The organism is Pseudomonas sp. p50(2008) (assembly GCF_015351605.1).
Lineage (GTDB): Bacteria > Pseudomonadota > Gammaproteobacteria > Pseudomonadales > Pseudomonadaceae > Aquipseudomonas.
In genome coordinates this window covers 210,159-228,498 of sequence record NZ_JACMYF010000006.1, presented here as the reverse complement: position 1 = coordinate 228,498, position 18,340 = coordinate 210,159, and the positions used below count along the sequence as shown (strand labels likewise).

Below are 18,340 nucleotides of genomic sequence, written 5' to 3'. Positions count from 1 at the left end.
ACGTACTTTCGGCCTCAGACATCGCCACCCGACAATAAAAAGATCGAACGGGAGCAACTATGAGCCGCACGCAGAACGACACGATTACCTGGAGCATGATGCTCCGCAAGCTGCCCTCCATCGCCAGAGCCATTCCTCGCGTGGTCAAGGGCATGAAAGCTGCCAACGTCACGGACCCGACCCAATCGTGCGGTCTGGGCTGGAGTTTTGAACAGGCAACCCTGCGTAACCCCGACGGCCCGGCATTGTTGCAGGACGATGTGGTGTTGAGCTACGCGCAAGTCAACCAGTGGGCCAATCGAATCGCCCATCACCTGACGGCACAAGGCATCCGCAAGGGCGACGTGGTGGCGGTGTTCATCGAAAACCGCCCGGAACTGCTGGTCACCATCCTGGCGGTGGCCAAGACCGGTGCCATCAGTGCATTGCTCAACACCTCGCAAACCCGCGACACCCTGGCCCACAGCCTGAACCTGGTTTCGCCGGCGGCAATCATTGTCGGTCAAGAGTTGGTCCCGGCGTTCTCCGCTGTTCGCGAGCGTGTGGCGATAGAGGCGAGCCGCACCTGGTTCGTTGCCGAACGAGACGCCATCGGCCATCCCGGCGATGCCCCCGAGGGTTTCATCAACTTGATGACCGCCACAGCCGACAGCCCGGATGGCAATCCCGCCAGCAGTCAGCAGATATTTTTCGACGACCCTTGTTTCTACATCTACACCTCAGGCACCACGGGATTGCCCAAGGCCGGGGTGTTCAAGCACGGGCGCTGGATGCGCAGTTCGGCCAGCTTCGGCATGATCGCCCTGAACATGGGGCCGGAGGATGTCGTCTATTGCACCCTGCCGCTGTATCACGCCACGGGGCTGTGCGTGTGCTGGGGTTCGGCCATCAGCGGCGCCTCGGGGTTCGCCATCCGCCGCAAGTTCAGCGCCAGTCAGTTCTGGAACGATGTGCGCAAGTACCGCGCAACCACGCTCGGATATGTCGGCGAGCTGTGCCGCTACCTTGTGGACCAGCCACCGAGTGCCGAGGACAACCAGCACCGGGTTACGAAGATGATCGGCAACGGCCTGCGACCTGGCGCGTGGGCCGCCTTCAAAACCCGCTTTGCGGTGGATCACATCTGCGAGCTATATGCCGCCAGCGACGGCAACATCGGCTTCACCAATATTCTCAACTTCGACAACACCGTCGGTTTTTCCCTGATGTCGTGGGAGTTGGCGGCGTACGACCATGACAGCGGACAACCGATTCGCGATGCCAAGGGGTTCATGCGCAAAGTTGGCAAAGGTGAGCAGGGGTTGCTGTTGGCGAAGATTGATGAAAAAGCACCACTGGACGGCTACACCGATCCGCAGAAAACCGAGAAGGTCGTGTTGCACGACGTGTTCGAGAAGGGTGACCGTTACTTCAATACCGGTGACTTGCTGCGCAACATCGGCTTTGGTCATGCGCAGTTTGTCGATCGGTTGGGCGACACGTACCGCTGGAAGGGCGAAAACGTCTCGACCACTGAAGTCGAAAACATCCTGCTACAGCACCCGAATATTTCTGAGGCCGTGGCCTACGGAGTGGAAGTGCGCAACACCAACGGTCGCGCCGGTATGGCGGCGATTACCCCGGCCGAGTCGTTGGCCACCCTGGATTTCAGCGAACTGCTGACCTTTGCCCGCGAGCAAATGCCGGCGTACGCGGTGCCGTTGTTTCTGCGAGTGAAAGTGAAGATGGAGACCACCGGCACCTTCAAGTACCAGAAGACGCGACTCAAGGACGAAGGATTTGATCCTGGCAAAACCGGCGACGATCCCATTTATGCCTGGTTGCCGGGAACTCACACCTACGTGCAAGTGACTGAAGAGGTGCTGGCCGAGATTCATGACGGTAAATACCGTTATTGAATGTGGCTATGACCCTTGATGAGAAAAAAGAAGTGACAGTTTCCAGCCTGCTCCGGAAACTGTCGCCCTTTTGCGATGACACAGAAGTGGAGTTTCCCATGACAGACCAAAGCCGTCAGATGACCCCGGAAGAAGCCGCTGAATTTGCCGAGCAGGTATTCAACAAGGCACGTGAGGGTGATGCGGCCATGATGGCTGCGCTGCTGTCCAAAGGCCTGCCACCGAACCTGCGCAATCACAAGGGCGATACCTTGCTGATGCTGGCGGCGTACCACGGTCATCTGGAGACGGTAAAAGTGTTGCTCGAGCACAAGGCTGACCCGGAAATCCGCAACGACAACGGCCAGAGCCCGATCGCTGGTGCTGCGTTCAAGGGCGACCTGCCGGTGGTCAAGGCGTTGGTAGAAAGTGGTGCACAGGTCGAAGGGTCGTCCTTCGACGGTCGTACGGCACTGATGATGGCTGCGATGTTCAACCGCGTGGAAATCGTCGACTACCTGATCAGCAAAGGTGCCGATCCGAAAGCCAAGGATGCCAATGGCGTTTGCGCGCTGGACGCTGCCAGGACCATGGGCGCAGTCGACACCACCGCACAGCTTGAGAAGTTGTTGGGCTGACCCGCAGGCCTGTAGCAGCTGCATATGCCCCGCTGTATGTAGCAGCTGCCGAGCCTGCGAGGCTGCGTTCGACGGCGAAGCCGTCGTGATATCTGTGATTGGCCAGCAGTAGCAGTTGCCAAGCACGTTCGGCAGCGGCTATTGGTGGTTAATACACCCAGACCTCAACCCGCCGATTCTTGATCCGTCCCTCATCCGCGCTGTTCGCCGCCACCGGCATTTCGGCGCCAAAACCGCGAATCTCGCGAAACACCACGCCACGCTTCACCAACTCCCGCCGTACCGCCATGGCCCGCAGTTTCGACAACAGATCGGCACGTGCCGGATCAGTCTTGGCATCGCCAAACCCCACCAGCGTGACCTGCCGATTGGTTTTGTCCCGTTGCTTTATATAGTCGAGCACCCGTGACAGGTCCTGCCGAGCCTTGTTATCCAGCGTTGCGCTGCCTTCTTCAAAACGGAAATTCACCGTCAGGCGCTGAGCATGCCGGCTCAGCGCCTGGTAACCCTCGGGCATCAGCGCGTTGGGCGTGACGGCCATCGCCTGGACGGTCTGGGCGATAAAACCGTTGGCAGCGACAATTGCCTGACCCTGGCTGCTTTGGGCGTAGGCCACCAGTGCATCGGCCCAGGGATTTTTACCGTTGGGTGGCAGGTAAAAGAACAATCGACGAGACAGCGGATAGTCTTCGGTGGCGATCAGGCTGTTGAGCGGCAACATGGCCTGGGAGGGGCCGTCGGCAATGGCTACGGCTTTCGCTTCTCGGACGTAGGGCAGGCCGATGAAACCGATGGCTTGCGGGTCCTGACTGACGGCGTCGGACAACTGTTCGCTGGATTCAAAGCGTTTCGCGGTGGCGCTAAGGGCTTTCCCACGGCCACTGAGGACCAGCTCCTTGAACGTGTCGTAAGTGCCCGACTGATCATCCCGCGCATAAAGATGAATGGTGCCGCCTACACCGCCGACGTCTTCCCAGCTTTTTGCTTCACCGCTGAAGATCCGCGCCAGTTGATCGGTATTGAGTTGGGTCAGGGGGTTGTGCGGATGAAGGATGATCGCCAGGCCGTCGATGGCAATGACCTGCTCGGCGACGGGGCTTTTCAAATCGCCCAGGGAGCGGAGGTTGGACACCTCGCCGTCCTTGATCGGACGGGAGGACGCGGCGAGGTCGGCAGTCCCGGCTTGCAAGGCGGTGAAGCCGGTGCTGGAACCGTGGGCGGCGATGTCCACCACGACCCGGCGCCCCTGGGCCGTCTCGCCCGCGATGCGCAGTTCATTGGTGGTGCCAGGTATTTCGCGATGAACCTTGATCAGGCCCTGTTCGCGCATGAGCCCTTCGACCAGCGCCGGGCCCAGCGCTGCGCCAATGGTGTTGGAACCCTGAATGCGCAAAGCCGGGCCGTGTTCAGGTGTCGGCAACGCTGCGGCGAACACCGACGCAGGCGCCAGGGCGCCCAGTATCCACAGGTACAAAACGCGCAGCATCATGCCGGCACCCTAATAAGCCAAAGGAGGTGCCGGGAGATTAAGTCAGTAGGGTTTCACAAAGATGACAACAACCCCTTGAGGGAGCGACCCTCTGTGGCGAGGGGATTTAGCGAAACGTCGCACCGGCTCACTGGGGCGCGAAGCGGCCCCTCTTTTGATTCAGAAAAGACAGGCCTGCTGCGCAGTCCAACGGGGATAAATCCCCTCGCCACAGAATCCCCCAACACAGACTGCCGCACTTGATTTCTTTCGTCGACTTCAAACAGCAATCAGCTCAATTCAAGCCAGATCGGCGCATGGTCCGAGGGTTTCTCCATCCCGCGCAGTTCGTAATCCACGCCCGCATCCTTGACCCGTGGCAGCAAACCATGGGACGCCATGATCAAGTCGATACGCAGCCCGCGCTTGGGCTCGTCTTCAAACCCGCGACTGCGGTAGTCGAACCAGCTGAAACGGTCAGCCACGTCCGGGTTCAGGTGCCGGAAGCTGTCCACCAGACCCCAGTTCTTCAGGCGCGCCATCCACTCGCGCTCTTCGGGCAGGAAGCTGCATTTGCCGGTTTTCAGCCAGCGCTTCATGTTGTCCGGGCCGATGCCGATGTCGCAATCTTCCGGAGAAATATTGACGTCGCCCATCACCACGACTGGCTGGTCGTTGCTGAACTGGCTTTCCAGCAATTGCTGCAAGTCGCTGTAGAAGCGTTCCTTGGCCGGGAATTTGGTCGGGTGATCGCGGCTTTCGCCCTGTGGAAAGTAACCGTTCATGATGGTCACCGGTACGCCATTTTCGTCGGCGAACTTGCCCCAGATGAAGCGACGCTGTGCGTCTTCGTCATCGGTCGTGAAACCTTTGTGCAGTTCCAGGGGTTCCTTGCGCGAGAGCAGGGCAACGCCGTAATGACCTTTTTGACCGTGGAAATACACGTGGTAGCCCAGCGCTTGAACCTCGGCCAGCGGGAACTGGTCGTCGTGCACCTTGGTTTCCTGCAGTCCGATCACATCGGGCTGATGCTTTTCTATCAGCGCCGCCAGCTGATGCGGGCGAGCACGCAGCCCGTTGATGTTGAAGGAGACGATCTTCATGGTCGGCAGTCCTGGCAAAAAGGGCGATGCTAGCCGACTTCCGCCCGTAGGAGCAAAGCTTGTTCCGGGCGGCGTTCCGACGATCGCGGTGTGTCAGATCCCGTTGATGCCGCTGACCCAGCGCTATCGTCGGAACGCTGCCCGAAACAAGCTTTGCTCCTACAGAGGTCTACAGGTTCTGAGTACCGCGCCAGAACCTGGACTATAACTACTAGCGATGTCAGCCCCGTGTCGACACTGATTTCAGTCAGCAAGGAACTGTGCCAACCCATGTAGGCTCGTAAGAACAAGAGCGCCACCATTTTGAGCGGCGCCCTGGGGAGATTGACCGTTATGCCCGAAACCTCGACCGCCATTGCCGATATCCACATGCTCGACAGTGGCTATTCCCGTGAAGCCCGTTCGTTGCTGTACCAGGCCTATCGACATGAGCCAACGTTCAGCTATCTGTTCGAAGCGGAGCGTCCCGGCTATGAGCAGCGCGTGCGCGCCACGGTGCGTGAGCTGGTCAAGCAGCATTTCCTTCAGGACCTGCCGGCCATCGGCCTGTTGGTCAATGACCGGTTGATCGGCATTGCCCTGATCGCGCCGCCGCAACGTCGCCTGGGCATCACGGAGAGCTGGGCCTGGCGTCTGCGCATGGTGCTCAGCACCGGTTTCCGCTGTACCCGTCGTTATCTGGAATACCACGATGCGGTCATGGCCTGCGTGCCGTCCGACTCGGTTCACCTGCTGCCGTTGCTGGGGATTCATCCGCAGTTTCAAGGCAAGCACTTCGGCGAACAGCTGTTGCAAGCGGTGCACAACTGGTGCGCGGTCGATGAGCATTCCCAGGGTGTGGTCCTCGACACCGGCAATCCTCGTTACCTTGAGTTCTACAAGCGCCAGGGTTATGAAGAAATCGGCGAAGTGGCCGTAGGGCCGGTACGCGAACACGTGTTTTTTCACGCCAATCCGCAGGTGCTGCAAACCGCCACCGCATAAAGGTCGAACTTTCCGCGCACCCAAGGCTCTATCACGCTCCCAAGCTCGTGATAGCATCCGCGCCTATGAAGTTTCCAGGAAGAATTACCAGCGGCGTGCTGATGCTGTTATCCAGCTGCGCGGCGCTGGCGCAAAGTGAATTGGATGTGCGGATCAAACCGTCCAACGATGAACTGAAGGCCAATATAGAGGGCTATATCGGCAGCCTCGGCGATCGCGACGAGGAAGCCTTGCTGCGCTTCAGTCGCGGTGCCGAGGAACAGGCGCGCAAGGCTGCCCAGGCCTTGGGTTATTACCAGCCCCAGATCGAATCGGACGTGCAGGGCGGCAAGTCGCCGCGCCTGATTCTCACGATCGACCCCGGCGAGCCGATCCATCTGCGCAACGTCACGGTGCGTGTCGAGGGGCCTGCCGCTTCGCTCAAATCCTTTCGGGTGCCCAAGAGTGCTGCGCTGAAAACCGGCGCGGTGCTCAATCATGGGCACTACGAAGACGCCAAACGACTGATTCAGAACCAAGCTTCGCGCTACGGTTTTTTCAGTGGTCACTTCTCGCACCAGACGTTATCGGTCGACCCGCGAGCCGGGGTGGCAGACATCGATCTGGTCTACGAAAGCGGCCCGCGTTATTCGCTGGGCAAGGTCAGTTTCGAGGGCGACACGCCGTTCGATGAAGACCTGCTCAAGCGCATGGTGCCGTTCAAGGAAGGCGCGCCTTACGACTCCGAGCTGATCGCCGAACTCAACCAGGCCATGCAGTCGAGCGGCTATTTCGAAAGCGTCCGGGTCGATGCGGCACCGACCGCATCCAAGAACAATGTGATCCCGGTGGACGTCAAACTCGACACTCGCAAGCCGCGGACCATGGGCCTGGGCCTCGGCTACTCCACTGACGTCGGTCCACGGGTCAAGGCCAACTGGACCCGCCACTGGGTCAATCCCCAAGGGCATAGCTATGGCTGGGAGACCGAAATCTCGGCGCCCCGGCAGAACGTCGGGATCTTCTACGACATTCCCCTGGACCCTCCGCTCACCGACAAACTGCGCTTCGCCGGTGGCTACCAGAGCGAAGAAATTGCCGACAAGGACTCCCTGAGCAAACTCCTGACAATTGGTCCTGAGTGGCACAGCAAGTTGCCCAGCGGTTGGCAGCGGGTGGTGTCGCTCAAGTGGCAACGCGAGGAATACCGTCTGGGCGATGACTCGGGACTCAGCACCTTGCTCATGCCCGGCATCAGTTACTCGTACCTGAAAAGCGACAACCGCATCGATCCGCACAATGGTTATCGCCTGCAGTTCGAGAGCAAAGTGGCCAAGGAAGGGTTGGGGTCCGACAACAACCTGCTGTATGGCACCGCGCTGGTCAAAGGCCTGACCACCGTATTCGACAAACACCGGTTCCTCGGCCGGGTGCAAGTCGGCGGCAGCGCCACCAATGGCTATAAATCGATTCCGCCGTCACTGCGCTTTTTCGCCGGTGGCGATCAGAGCGTGCGCGGTTACGACTATCAGAGTCTGTCCCCGGAAAACTCCGAAGGCGATCGCATCGGTGGCCGTTACATGGTCAGTGCCAGCGCCGAATACCAATATTCCGTCGCCGAAAAATGGCGGGTCGCGACCTTCGTCGACCAGGGCAACTCTTTCAACAACCTTGAACTGCCGAGCCTCAAGACCGGCGTCGGTATCGGCGTGCGCTGGGTCTCGCCGGTAGGGCCGATCCGCCTCGACCTGGCCCACGCGCTGGACAACCCCGGCGGCATCCGACTGCACTTTTCCATGGGGCCTGAGCTTTGAATCGTGGTTTGAAAATAACGCTGCTCGCCATTCTGACCCTGCTGATGCTGGTCGTTCTGGCGCTGGCCACGGTGCTCGGTACGGCGGCGGGCAGTCGTTGGGCGCTGGGTTTCGTACCGGGCCTGACCGTGGACAATTTCCAGGGTCGCCTGGGCGGGCAGTGGAGCGCCGACCATCTCGTTTGGCAGCAGGACACCAGTCGGGTCGAGTTGAGCAAAGCGATTTTCGCCTGGTCGCCCTCATGCCTGTTGCGCCGAACCCTGTGCATTGACCAGTTGCAAGCCGATCAGGTCAGCCTGCAATTTCCACCCGGCACCGATGAAGCCAGCAACGGGCCGATCAGTCTTCCGGATTTGAGCCTGCCGTTGGCCATCGAACTGGGTGACGTAAAGGTCGGCAGCCTGCTGTTCAATGGCAGCGAAGAGCTCAAGGGCTTGCAACTGGCGGCGCACTGGACCGCGCAAGGGCTGCAGATCGATTCGGTGAAGTTGCAGCGCGACGAGCTCAGCCTGAACCTGTCCGGCCTGCTGCAACCGACGGGCAACTGGCCGCTCAAGGCCGAAGGCACGCTGACACTGCCAGCACCCGGCACCGGGCCTTGGGCGCTGGCCCTGAACGTCGACGGCGATTTGCTGAAGACCCTGAACCTCAAGGCCGACAGCAGCGGTTACCTCAACGGGCAGTTGACCGGCGAGTTGCAGCCGTTGGTGGAAAACCTGCCCGCGAAGGTTCGGATCACCGCGGACGGCTTCAAACCCAGTGCCGATCTGCCGGATACCCTGCAACTCAATCAATTGGAGCTCACGGGCACCGGCGACTTGAAAAACGGTTACCAGTTGCTCGGTAAAGCCAACCTGCCGGCCGAGAAAGGCCCGGTCGCGTTGTTGCTCCAGGGCAAGGTCGACGCGAATGGCGCGCAGATCGCTGGCCTGGATCTGACCGCCAATGACAAGCAAAGCCTCAAGCTCACCGGCAACCTCGACTGGAGCAAAGGCCTGAGCGCCGAAGCGACCGTCGACTGGGTGGATTTCCCCTGGCATCGTCTCTATCCGCTGATCGATGAGCCGGAAGTCGCATTGCGCAGCTTCACTGGCGAAGTGTCCTATACCGACGGTAAATACCTGGGCCACTTCAAGGCCGCACTGGATGGTCCGGCAGGCGCATTCAGCCTGAGCAGTCCGTTCGCAGGCGACCTGACGAAAATCTACCTGCAGCAGATTCAACTCGAAGCCGGGCAGGGCAAGGCCGAAGGTCACCTGAACCTGCAATTCGCCGATGGCATCGCCTGGGACACGGCGCTGGACCTGTCGGCGATCAACCCGGCGTATTGGGTCGCGGAGTTGCCAGGCACCCTGGCCGGCCCGTTGCGCAGCACCGGTGAAATGAAAAATGAAAAGCTCAGCCTGAACGCGGATCTCGACCTCAAGGGCAAACTGCGTGGGCAACCGGCGGTGATCCAGGCCAAGGCCGATGGCGGCGGTGAGCAATGGAACCTCAACGCGCTGCAAGTGCGCCTGGGTGACAACAGCATCAACGGCAAGGGCAGCCTGCATCAGAAACTCGCCGGCCAGATCGATATCAAGATGCCGCGTCTTGCCCAGCTGTGGCCGCAACTGCGTGGCCAGCTCAATGGCCGGGTCGACGTTGCCGGCACGCTCAAGGCGCCCCAGGGCAAGCTCGGATTGCAAGGCACCCAACTGGCATTCCAGGACAATCGCCTGCAAAGCCTCAATCTGGACGCAACGCTGGACAGCGCACAGCGGGCGAAAATCGACCTGAAGGGCAGTGGCATACAAGCCGGCGATACCTCGTTGGGCACGTTGACTGCCAGCGGCCAGGGCGATATCAAAAACCAGAAGCTCAGCCTCGATTTGCAAGGGCCGCAGCTCAAACTCGCGCTCGGCCTCGACGGGGCGCTGGGCAAAGGCAATTGGCGTGGACGCCTGGCGAGGGGGGACATTCAGGCCGGCGGACAGGACTGGAAGCTGCAAGGTCCGGCAAAGCTTGAGCGATTGGCCGATGGCAAAATCAATTTCGGCGCCCATTGCTGGATGTCAGGCCAAGCCAGCTTGTGCGGTGAAGACCAGCGCTTGATGCCGGAACCGAAGCTGCGATACCACCTCAAGCAATTCCCGATCGACAGCCTGGCTCAATGGTTGCCGAAAGATTTTGCGTGGAAAGGCCGGCTCAACGCCGACCTGCAACTGGACCTGCCTGCCAGCGGCCCGAACGGTCAGATCACCCTTGATGCCAGCGGCGGCACGCTGCGTGTGCGCGAGAAGGACCAGTGGCTGGACTTCCCGTACCAGACCTTGCTGCTCACCAGCAAACTCACGCCAAAACGCATCGACACCGACCTCAACTTCGTCGGTCAGAAGCTGGGTGAATTGCGGGTACAGGCGCAGATCAATCCAATTCCGGCGAACAAACCGCTCAGTGGCAACTTCCGCCTTAATGGTCTGGATTTGTCCGTGGCTCGACCGTTTTTGCCCATGGTCGAGAAACTCACGGGGCGTCTGAATGGTAGCGGGACCATCGCAGGCACGCTGATGGCGCCACTGGTCAACGGCAATCTGCTGCTGAGCAATGGCGAAGTGTCCGGGCCGGAACTGCCGATGGAGATTCAGGCGTTGCAGCTGCAAGCCGTCATCGCCGGCGAAACCGTGCAAGTGAACGGTGGCTGGAAAAGCGGCAAGGCCGGGCAGGGCAGCCTGAACGGCAACATCGCGTGGGGCCAGGCGCTGGTGGTGGACCTGGCACTCAAAGGCTCTCAACTGCCGGTGACCGTTGAACCCTACGCCAAGCTGGAAGTGGCGCCGGACCTGAAGATCTCGATGAAGGACGATGAACTGGCGATTGCCGGCAAGGTACTGGTGCCCAAAGGCGACATCACCGTGCGCGAACTGCCGCCATCGACGGTCAAGGTCTCCAACGACACGGTCATCGTCGGGCAGCAAACCGAAGAAGGGAAACCGCCGATTGCCATGAAAATGGACATCGACGTAGTCGTGGGTGAGGACAAACTGAGTTTTGCCGGATTTGGACTGACCGCCAACCTGCAAGGCCATGTGCACATCGGCGACAACATGGACACCCGTGGCGAACTCTGGCTCAACGACGGCCGTTACCGTGCCTACGGTCAGCGTTTGACGGTGCGCCGGGCGCGCTTGCTGTTTGCCGGTCCTATCGATCAACCGTACCTGGACATCGAAGCGATTCGCCAGACCGATGACATCATCGCCGGGATTCGCCTGAGCGGCAGCGCCGAGCAGCCGACCACGCAAATCTTCTCCGAACCGGCCATGAGCCAGGAACAGGCGTTGTCCTATCTGGTGCTGGGCCGTCCGTTGAGCACCAACGGCGAAGACAACAACATGCTCGCCCAGGCCGCCCTCGGTTTGGGGTTGATGGGTAGTTCGGGTGTGACCAGCGGGTTGGCGAAGAATCTGGGCATCCAGGATTTCCAGCTCGACACCGAGGGCAGCGGCAATGAAACCTCCGTGGTGGCCAGCGGCAACATCTCGGAAAAACTCAGCTTGCGTTATGGGGTGGGGGTGTTCGAGCCGGCCAACACCATTGCGCTGCGCTACAAGCTGAGCAAGAAGGTGTATCTGGAAGCCGCGGGCGGCGTTGCCAGTTCGCTGGATATCTTCTACAAGCGGGATTTCTAGGCCTGCTTTCCATTCGAAAATCGCGTCGTCCCCATCGCGGGCAAGCCCGCTCCCACAGGCCAAGGTAATTCCTGTGGGAGCGGGCTTGCCCGCGATGGCGTCAGGCCGCTCAGCGCAAAATCAGGCACCGTTTATCAACCTAATACCAAGCATCCTAACTATTACGTTGACATTCGCTGCCTAGGCAGTAACATCTCGACATACATTCTCTGCCTAGGCAGCTAATTGGTGGACAGATGAAACATTTCACCCCGGACGACTTCAAGAATTGCCACCTCGGGCTCCTGCTCGGGCGCGCCGCGCTGCTCAAGGACCGGATTATCGACACCCACATGGAACCTCACGGCATCACTGCCGCGCAGTTCAAGGTACTGATCATCATGGCCCAGTTCGGCGTCGATACCCCGGCCGAGCTGTGCCGCCACCTGTCCCTGGACAGCGGTTCGATGACGCGCATGCTCGATCGTCTGGAACAGAAAGGTTTCCTCGCTCGCCATCGTTCAGAAGCGGATCGCCGCCAGGTGCAATTGGTGTTGACCGAAGAAGGCCAGCACCTTGCCGACCGCCTGCCACATATCGGCGCTGAAGCCATGAACGAGCTGGCCGGCGCTATTACGCCGGACGAGCTGGCCACCCTGGAGCAGATCCTGAAGAAAATCCTGGTGGCAGCTGGTGACTCGATCACCTTGCTGCGGGTTGGTGACAAATGAGCAGCAAAACCTTGCGTACCGGTCTGGGCCTGCATCTGGGTTTAGTGCTCGCCGCCATGACTCTGGCCGGTTGCGCCAGCTACAGCGGCCTGACCACCGAGGGCAAAAGCCTTGATGCGAAAACCCTCAAGGCTGGCCAATCCCTGAGCGGCGTTACCCTGACACCGGCGGCCTGGCCGAAAAGCGACTGGTGGAAAAGCCTGGGTGATCCTCAGCTCGACGGCCTGATCCGTGAAGCGTTGCAGGACAGCCCCGACATGCAGATCGCCGACGCCCGCGCCCACCAGGCCAGCGCCGCCGCTTATGCCGCCGACGCCGAGCGTATGCCGACCCTGGATGCCAGTGCCGGCGTCAGCCGTTCGCGTCTGGCCCGGGATCAGGACCCGAGCGGGCAGGGCGGCACGTACTCGACCCTGCGTAATCTCGGTGCCACGTTCAATTACAACTTCGACCTCTGGGGCGGTCAGCGTGACGCCTGGGAAGCCGCGCTCGGCGAAGCCCGTGCCGCCGAGGTCGATCAACAAGCCGCGCAGTTGACCTTGTCCGCCGAAGTCGCCCGCGCCTACAGCGACCTGGGTCAGGCGCACATCGTTTATGACCTGGCCAGCGAAGACCTCAAACGCACCCGGCAAATGCTCGACCTGAGTCAGCGTCGTCTGAGCTCGGGCATCGACAGCCAATACCAGTTCCAGCAAACCGAAAGCCTAGAAGCCAGTTCTCAGGCCAGCCTGATCGACGCCGAGAAACGCCTGAAAAGCGCCAAAATCGCCTTGGCGGTCTTGCTCGGCAAAGGGCCGGATCGCGGCAATGAAATCGCCCGGCCGAAAATCCTCCAGGCCAGCGCTGTGGCCTTGCCGTCCGTTCTGCCCGCTGAATTGCTCGGCCGCCGTCCGGACCTGGTCGCGGCGCGCTGGCGCGTCGAAGCGGCAAGCAAGAACATCGACGCCGGCAAGACCCGGTTCTACCCCAACCTCAACCTGAGTGCTGCGGCGGGTGTCGAGTCGTTGCTGGGCGATGCGATGTTCGGTTCGGCCAGTCGTTTCTTCAATGTCGGGCCAACGATTTCGGTGCCGATTTTCGACGGCGGGCGCCTGCGTGCCGACCTCGATTCACGCGATGCCGACTACGACCTCGCCGTGGCGCAGTACAACAAAAGCCTGGTGAAAGCGCTCGGTGATGTCAGCGACACCATCAACCAGCTGCACGACATCGGGCGGCAGATCGGGGCGCAGCAACACGCCACCGACATTGCCCAGGATTCTTACAACACCGTGGTCCAGCGGTACGGTTCCGGCATCGGCAACTACCTGGACGTGCTCAGCATCGAGCAGCAACTGCTCCAGGCCCAGCGTCAGCTGGCCAACCTGAATGCCGAGCAAATCGACCTGTCGATCCAACTGATGCAGGCGCTGGGCGGCGGCTTCCAGGGTGAAACCCTGACCGCAGCCAATCCGGCCCCCGCCACGCAGAACAACTAATTCAAGGTATTTGTCATGGCCACTGCCGAAAACACCGCGACTCCCACTGATAAAGCACCCGACAACGCTCAGGACACCAGCAATCCACGCAAACGCAAAATCATGCTGGTGGTGCTGGCGATTGTGGTCATCCTCGGCGGACTCGGCGTGTGGGGCTATCACGAATTCTACGGACGCTGGAACGAAAGCACCGACGATGCCTATGTGAACGGCAACGTGGTGGAAATCACCCCGCTGGTCACAGGCACCGTGGTCAGCATCGGCGCGGACGATGGCGACCTGGTGCATGAAGGCCAGGTGCTCATCAACTTCGACCCGAACGACGCCGAAGTCGGCCTGCAAAGCGCCCAGGCCAATCTGGCGCGTACCGTGCGCCAGGTGCGCGGTCTGTACAGCAACGTCGACGGCATGAAAGCCCAGGTCAACGCGCAACAGGCCGAAGTGCAAAAAGCGCAGGACAACTTCAATCGCCGGAAGAATCTGGCGGCTGGCGGGGCGATTTCCCAAGAGGAACTGTCCCATGCTCGCGACGACCTGACCTCGGCGCAAAACGCCTTGGCCAACGCCCGGCAACAACTCAAGACCACTAGCGCGCTGGTGGATGACACCGTGGTGTCGTCGCACCCGGACGTGATGTCCGCCGCCGCCCAACTGCGTCAGGCCTACCTGACCAATGCACGCAGCACCTTGATCGCGCCGGTCACCGGGTACGTGGCCAAACGCACCGTGCAGTTGGGTCAACGGGTGCAGCCGGGCACGGCGCTGATGGCGGTCATTCCACTGGACCAACTGTGGATCGACGCCAACTTCAAGGAGACCCAGCTGCGTGACATGCGCATCGGCCAGCCGGTGGACATCGAAGCCGACCTGTACGGCAGCGACGTCAAATACAGCGGCACCATCGACAGCCTCGGCGCCGGTACCGGCAGCGCGTTTGCCCTGTTGCCGGCACAGAACGCCACCGGTAACTGGATCAAGATTGTCCAGCGTGTGCCGGTGCGTATTCACATCAATGCCGAAGAACTGGCCAAGCATCCATTGCGTGTGGGTCTGTCGACTCAGGTCGATGTGAACCTGCGTGACCAGAGCGGTCCGGTATTGGCGCAACAGCCGCCGCAGAAGGCCTCGTTCAGCACCAATGTGTACGACCGTCAATTGGCCGAAGCCGACGCGATGATCGCTCAACTGATCCACGACAACAGCGCTGCGGTCAGCAAAACCGCGCAGCGCTGAGTTGCCATCACGAAGACCCTGTGGGAGGGAGTGTTGGTTTGAGGGGATTTCAACTCCCCATGTGGCGAGGGGATTTAGCGAAACGTCGCACCGCCCCGTTGGGTCGCGAAGCGGCCCCTCTTTTGATGCAGAAAAGACGGGCCTGCTGCGCAGTCCAACGGGGATAAATCCCCTCACCACAATAATCCCCTCACCACAGTAAATCCCCTCACCACCAAAGCCGGCTCCCATAAGGTCAGCTGCGTCTGTAACAGGCGCAGCGCCCGCCATGTTTCAAAGGATCTGCGATGAGCAATAAAGCGTCTTTCACGCCACCCAGCCTGCTGCTCAGCACCATCGGCCTGTCGCTGGCGACCTTCATGCAGGTGCTCGATACGACCATCGCCAACGTGGCGTTGCCGACGATTTCCGGCAACCTGGGCGTGAGTTCGGAGCAGGGCACCTGGGTTATCACCTCCTTCGCGGTGAGCAACGCCATCGCGCTGCCGTTGACCGGCTGGCTCAGTCGGCGTTTCGGCGAAGTGAAGCTGTTTCTCTGGGCGACCATTCTCTTCGTCATCGCCTCGTTCCTGTGCGGCATCTCCACCTCGATGCCGGAACTGATTCTGTTCCGGGTCGTTCAGGGGCTGGTCGCCGGACCGCTGTATCCCATGACGCAGACGCTGTTGATTGCGGTCTATCCCCCCGCGAGGCGAGGCATGGCCCTGGCGTTACTGGCGATGGTCACGGTGGTAGCGCCGATTGCCGGCCCGATCCTCGGCGGCTGGATTACCGACAGCTATAGCTGGCCGTGGATCTTCTTCATCAACGTGCCGATCGGGATTTTCGCGGTGATGGTCGTGCGCCAGCAGCTCAAGGCGCGCCCGGTGGAAACCAGTCGTCAACCGATGGATTACGTCGGTTTGATCACGTTGATCATTGGTGTGGGCGCCTTGCAGGTGATCCTCGACAAGGGCAATGACCTGGATTGGTTCGAATCGAACTTCATCATCATCGGCGCCGCGATCTCGGTGATTGCGCTGGCGGTGTTCATCATCTGGGAAATGACGGACAAGCACCCGGTGGTCAACCTGCGGCTGTTCGCCCATCGCAATTTCCGTATCGGCACCATTGTGCTGGTGCTGGGGTACGCCGGGTTTTTCGGGATCAACCTGATCCTGCCGCAATGGCTGCAGACCCAGATGGGCTACACCGCCACCTGGGCCGGTCTGGCGGTAGCGCCAATCGGCATTCTGCCGGTGCTGATGTCGCCGTTTGTCGGCAAATATGCGCACAAATTCGACCTGCGGCTGTTGGCAGGACTGGCGTTCCTGGCGATCGGTCTGAGTTGCTTCATGCGTGCCGGGTTCACCAACGAAGTGGACTTCCAGCACATCGCGCTGGTGCAACTGTTCATGGGGATCGGGGTGGCGCTGTTCTTCATGCCGACCTTGAGCATTTTGATGTCGGACCTGCCGCCGAGCCAGATCGCCGATGGCGCCGGTTTGGCGACATTCCTGCGGACCCTGGGCGGTAGTTTTGCGGCGTCGCTGACCACCTGGATCTGGATTCGCCGGGCCGACCAGCATCATGCATACCTGAGCGAAAGCATTTCCACCTATGAGCCGGCGACCCGGGATGCGTTGAGCGCACTGGGCGGGGCAGGTAATCCGGCCTATGCGCAACTCGATCATGTGCTGACCAGTCAGGCGTACATGCTCTCGACCGTGGATTACTTCACATTGCTGGGGTGGGGGTTCATGGGATTGATACTGCTGGTGTGGCTGGCGAAACCACCCTTCGCAGCGAAGGCGGGGCCTGCTGCCAGCGGTCACTAGCCCGCCGCCGATGATCGTTCCCATGCTCTGCGTGGGAACGCCTCAACGGACGCTCAGCGTTCGGCTTTGGAAGGAACACGGAGCGCCCCGGGCTGCATTCCCACGCAGAGCGTGGGAATGATCAGGCAGAAGGGCCTGCCAATTGCGGCGGGGGGGCGAAGTCGAACGGCGCCAGCGCCATTCCGTTCTCATCCACCTGCAACGCCCAGCCCTGACGGTCCCAGTCCCCCAGCACAATGCGCCTGGCCGCCTGCTCGCCAATCTGCAACTTGTGAAGGGCAGGGCGATGGGTATGCCCGTGAATCAAGGTCTTCACTCCAAACGCCTGCATCACCCGCGGTACTTCTTCAGGCGTGACATCAACGATGTCATTGGCCTTCATCCGCACCTGGGCCGTGCTTTCACTGCGCAGCTTGCGCGCGAGCTTATGGCGAGTGCTCAGGGGCAAGTGCCGCAGGATAAACAGGGTGATGGGGTTGCGCAGGTAACGACGCAGCTTCATATAGCCGACGTCGCGGGTGCAGAGGCTGTCGCCGTGCATCAACAGCACCGGCTCGCCGTAAAACTGCACGACGCTCGGGTCTTTTAACAACGTGCAGCCGGCCTGTTTGCAAAAGGCCTGGCCCAGCATGAAGTCGCGATTACCGTGCATCAGAAAAATGGCCGTGCCGCTGTCGCTGAGATCGCGCAGGGCCTGGCAGATGGAGCGCTGGAACGGGGTCATGGCATCGTCGCCAATCCACGCTTCGAAAAAGTCGCCCAGAATGTACAACGCACTCGCCGAGCGGGCGCGTCCGGCGAGCAAATCCAGAAACGCCCGGGTAATGTCCGGGCGCTCCTCTTCCAGATGTAAGTCTGAAATCAGCAGTATCACTCAATGATCTCGGCTTTCTCGATGATCACGTCGTCTGCCGGTACATCCTGATGGCCGGATTTCATGGTGGTGGACACACCTTTGATCTTGTCGACCACTTCTTCGCCGGCAACAACTTTGGCGAATACGGCGTAACCCCAGCCCTGAGTGGTCTTGGCGCTGTGGTTCAGGAAGCTGTTGTCAGCCACGTTGATGAAGAACTGGGCGGAAGCCGAATGCGGCTCCATGGTGCGGGCCATGGCAACGCTGTACTTCACGTTTGGCAGACCGTTGTCGGCTTCGTTCTGGATGCTTGGGCGCTTGTCTTTCTTTTCTTTCATGCCTGGCTCGAAACCGCCGCCCTGGATCATGAAGTTACCGATGACGCGGTGGAACACGGTGTTCTCGTAGTGGCCGGCCTTGACGTATTCGATGAAGTTGGCAACGGTCAGCGGTGCCTTTTCAGCGTTCAGTTCCAGGACGATGTCGCCATGGTTGGTGGTCAGTTTGACTTGGGTCATGATCGGAGACTCTTTTTGAGAATGCGTTTTCTGGGAATTCGTGGTTTTTGGGGCTTTGAAGCCCCCAACCGGTTTGGCCAGCAATGGCCAAGTAGCGCAGTTTAGCGCGACAGGCGTGAATTTCGAGGCTGTTTTTCATTTGCATCCGATTAAATGCAGCCGTTTTCGGGCCTGCTCTGTCAGCCACTTGACAG

General features: G+C 60.4%; 13 protein-coding genes. 9 read left to right on the top strand and 4 right to left on the bottom strand.

What is annotated here, in order from left to right:
- The first annotated feature begins 59 nt into the window (after positions 1-59).
- A complete protein-coding gene (locus H7698_RS18290) occupies positions 60-1,898 on the top strand; it encodes a long-chain-acyl-CoA synthetase (RefSeq protein WP_194692374.1) in 1,839 nt (612 codons plus the stop codon).
- A 98-nt stretch (positions 1,899-1,996) separates the two neighbouring features.
- The gene (locus H7698_RS18285) at positions 1,997-2,515 is read left to right on the top strand and encodes an ankyrin repeat domain-containing protein (protein WP_194692373.1); all 519 of its coding nucleotides are present in this window, start codon (positions 1,997-1,999) and stop codon (positions 2,513-2,515) included.
- A gap of 148 nt (positions 2,516-2,663) precedes the next feature.
- Here H7698_RS18285 and H7698_RS18280 read toward each other — a convergent pair whose 3' ends face one another.
- A complete protein-coding gene (locus H7698_RS18280; protein ID WP_194692372.1) occupies positions 2,664-4,004 on the bottom strand; it encodes a substrate-binding domain-containing protein in 1,341 nt (446 codons plus the stop codon).
- A gap of 269 nt (positions 4,005-4,273) precedes the next feature.
- The gene (xthA, locus tag H7698_RS18275; RefSeq protein ID WP_194692371.1) at positions 4,274-5,086 is read right to left on the bottom strand and encodes an exodeoxyribonuclease III; all 813 of its coding nucleotides are present in this window, start codon (positions 5,084-5,086) and stop codon (positions 4,274-4,276) included.
- A 333-nt stretch (positions 5,087-5,419) separates the two neighbouring features.
- Here xthA and H7698_RS18270 point away from each other — a divergent pair, with 333 nt between their 5' ends.
- The 7 genes from H7698_RS18270 to H7698_RS18240 all read left to right on the top strand — a co-directional run bounded on the left by H7698_RS18270 (position 5,420) and on the right by H7698_RS18240 (position 16,772).
- Positions 5,420-6,070: a GNAT family N-acetyltransferase gene (locus tag H7698_RS18270; RefSeq protein ID WP_162437469.1), complete on the top strand. Its 651-nt coding sequence runs from the start codon at positions 5,420-5,422 to the stop codon at positions 6,068-6,070.
- A gap of 65 nt (positions 6,071-6,135) precedes the next feature.
- Positions 6,136-7,863: an autotransporter assembly complex protein TamA gene (locus tag H7698_RS18265; protein ID WP_194692370.1), complete on the top strand. Its 1,728-nt coding sequence runs from the start codon at positions 6,136-6,138 to the stop codon at positions 7,861-7,863.
- Positions 7,860-11,534: a translocation/assembly module TamB domain-containing protein gene (locus H7698_RS18260; RefSeq protein ID WP_194692369.1), complete on the top strand. Its 3,675-nt coding sequence runs from the start codon at positions 7,860-7,862 to the stop codon at positions 11,532-11,534. The genes H7698_RS18265 and H7698_RS18260 overlap by 4 nt, the downstream gene beginning before the upstream one ends.
- A 236-nt stretch (positions 11,535-11,770) precedes the next feature.
- Positions 11,771-12,244 carry a MarR family winged helix-turn-helix transcriptional regulator gene (locus tag H7698_RS18255; RefSeq protein ID WP_194692368.1) on the top strand — a complete coding sequence of 158 codons (474 nt, stop codon included), beginning with the start codon at positions 11,771-11,773 and terminating at the stop codon, positions 12,242-12,244.
- On the top strand, positions 12,241-13,722 hold the full coding sequence (locus tag H7698_RS18250; protein ID WP_194692367.1) for an efflux transporter outer membrane subunit: 1,482 nt from the start codon (positions 12,241-12,243) through the stop codon (positions 13,720-13,722). The genes H7698_RS18255 and H7698_RS18250 overlap by 4 nt, the downstream gene beginning before the upstream one ends.
- Positions 13,723-13,737: 15 nt before the next feature.
- Complete coding sequence (locus tag H7698_RS18245) at positions 13,738-14,955, top strand: efflux RND transporter periplasmic adaptor subunit (RefSeq protein ID WP_194692366.1); 1,218 nt, start codon at positions 13,738-13,740, stop codon at positions 14,953-14,955.
- Between the two features lie 287 nt (positions 14,956-15,242).
- Positions 15,243-16,772, top strand: a complete 1,530-nt coding sequence (locus H7698_RS18240; protein ID WP_194692365.1) for a DHA2 family efflux MFS transporter permease subunit — start codon at positions 15,243-15,245, stop codon at positions 16,770-16,772.
- A 121-nt stretch (positions 16,773-16,893) separates the two neighbouring features.
- Here H7698_RS18240 and lpxH read toward each other — a convergent pair whose 3' ends face one another.
- Both lpxH and H7698_RS18230 read right to left on the bottom strand, forming a co-directional pair.
- On the bottom strand, positions 16,894-17,646 hold the full coding sequence (gene lpxH, locus H7698_RS18235) for a UDP-2,3-diacylglucosamine diphosphatase (RefSeq protein ID WP_162440764.1): 753 nt from the start codon (positions 17,644-17,646) through the stop codon (positions 16,894-16,896).
- On the bottom strand, positions 17,643-18,146 hold the full coding sequence (locus H7698_RS18230) for a peptidylprolyl isomerase (protein ID WP_162440763.1): 504 nt from the start codon (positions 18,144-18,146) through the stop codon (positions 17,643-17,645). Before H7698_RS18230 ends, lpxH begins: the two co-directional genes overlap by 4 nt.
- Positions 18,147-18,340 lie beyond the last annotated feature (194 nt).

What these genes read in the sequence shown, in the direction of transcription:
- H7698_RS18270 (WP_162437469.1), top strand. Translation starts at nt 5,420, where the DNA reads ATGCCCGAAACCTCGACCGCCATTGCCGATATCCACATGCTCGACAGT.
- H7698_RS18250 (WP_194692367.1), top strand. Translation starts at nt 12,241, where the DNA reads ATGAGCAGCAAAACCTTGCGTACCGGTCTGGGCCTGCATCTGGGTTTA.
- H7698_RS18245 (WP_194692366.1), top strand. Translation starts at nt 13,738, where the DNA reads ATGGCCACTGCCGAAAACACCGCGACTCCCACTGATAAAGCACCCGAC.
- H7698_RS18240 (WP_194692365.1), top strand. Translation starts at nt 15,243, where the DNA reads ATGAGCAATAAAGCGTCTTTCACGCCACCCAGCCTGCTGCTCAGCACC.
- H7698_RS18285 (WP_194692373.1), top strand. Translation starts at nt 1,997, where the DNA reads ATGACAGACCAAAGCCGTCAGATGACCCCGGAAGAAGCCGCTGAATTT.
- H7698_RS18265 (WP_194692370.1), top strand. Translation starts at nt 6,136, where the DNA reads ATGAAGTTTCCAGGAAGAATTACCAGCGGCGTGCTGATGCTGTTATCC.
- H7698_RS18280 (WP_194692372.1), bottom strand. Translation starts at nt 4,004, where the DNA reads ATGATGCTGCGCGTTTTGTACCTGTGGATACTGGGCGCCCTGGCGCCT.
- H7698_RS18255 (WP_194692368.1), top strand. Translation starts at nt 11,771, where the DNA reads ATGAAACATTTCACCCCGGACGACTTCAAGAATTGCCACCTCGGGCTC.
- xthA (WP_194692371.1), bottom strand. Translation starts at nt 5,086, where the DNA reads ATGAAGATCGTCTCCTTCAACATCAACGGGCTGCGTGCTCGCCCGCAT.
- H7698_RS18290 (WP_194692374.1), top strand. Translation starts at nt 60, where the DNA reads ATGAGCCGCACGCAGAACGACACGATTACCTGGAGCATGATGCTCCGC.
- H7698_RS18230 (WP_162440763.1), bottom strand. Translation starts at nt 18,146, where the DNA reads ATGACCCAAGTCAAACTGACCACCAACCATGGCGACATCGTCCTGGAA.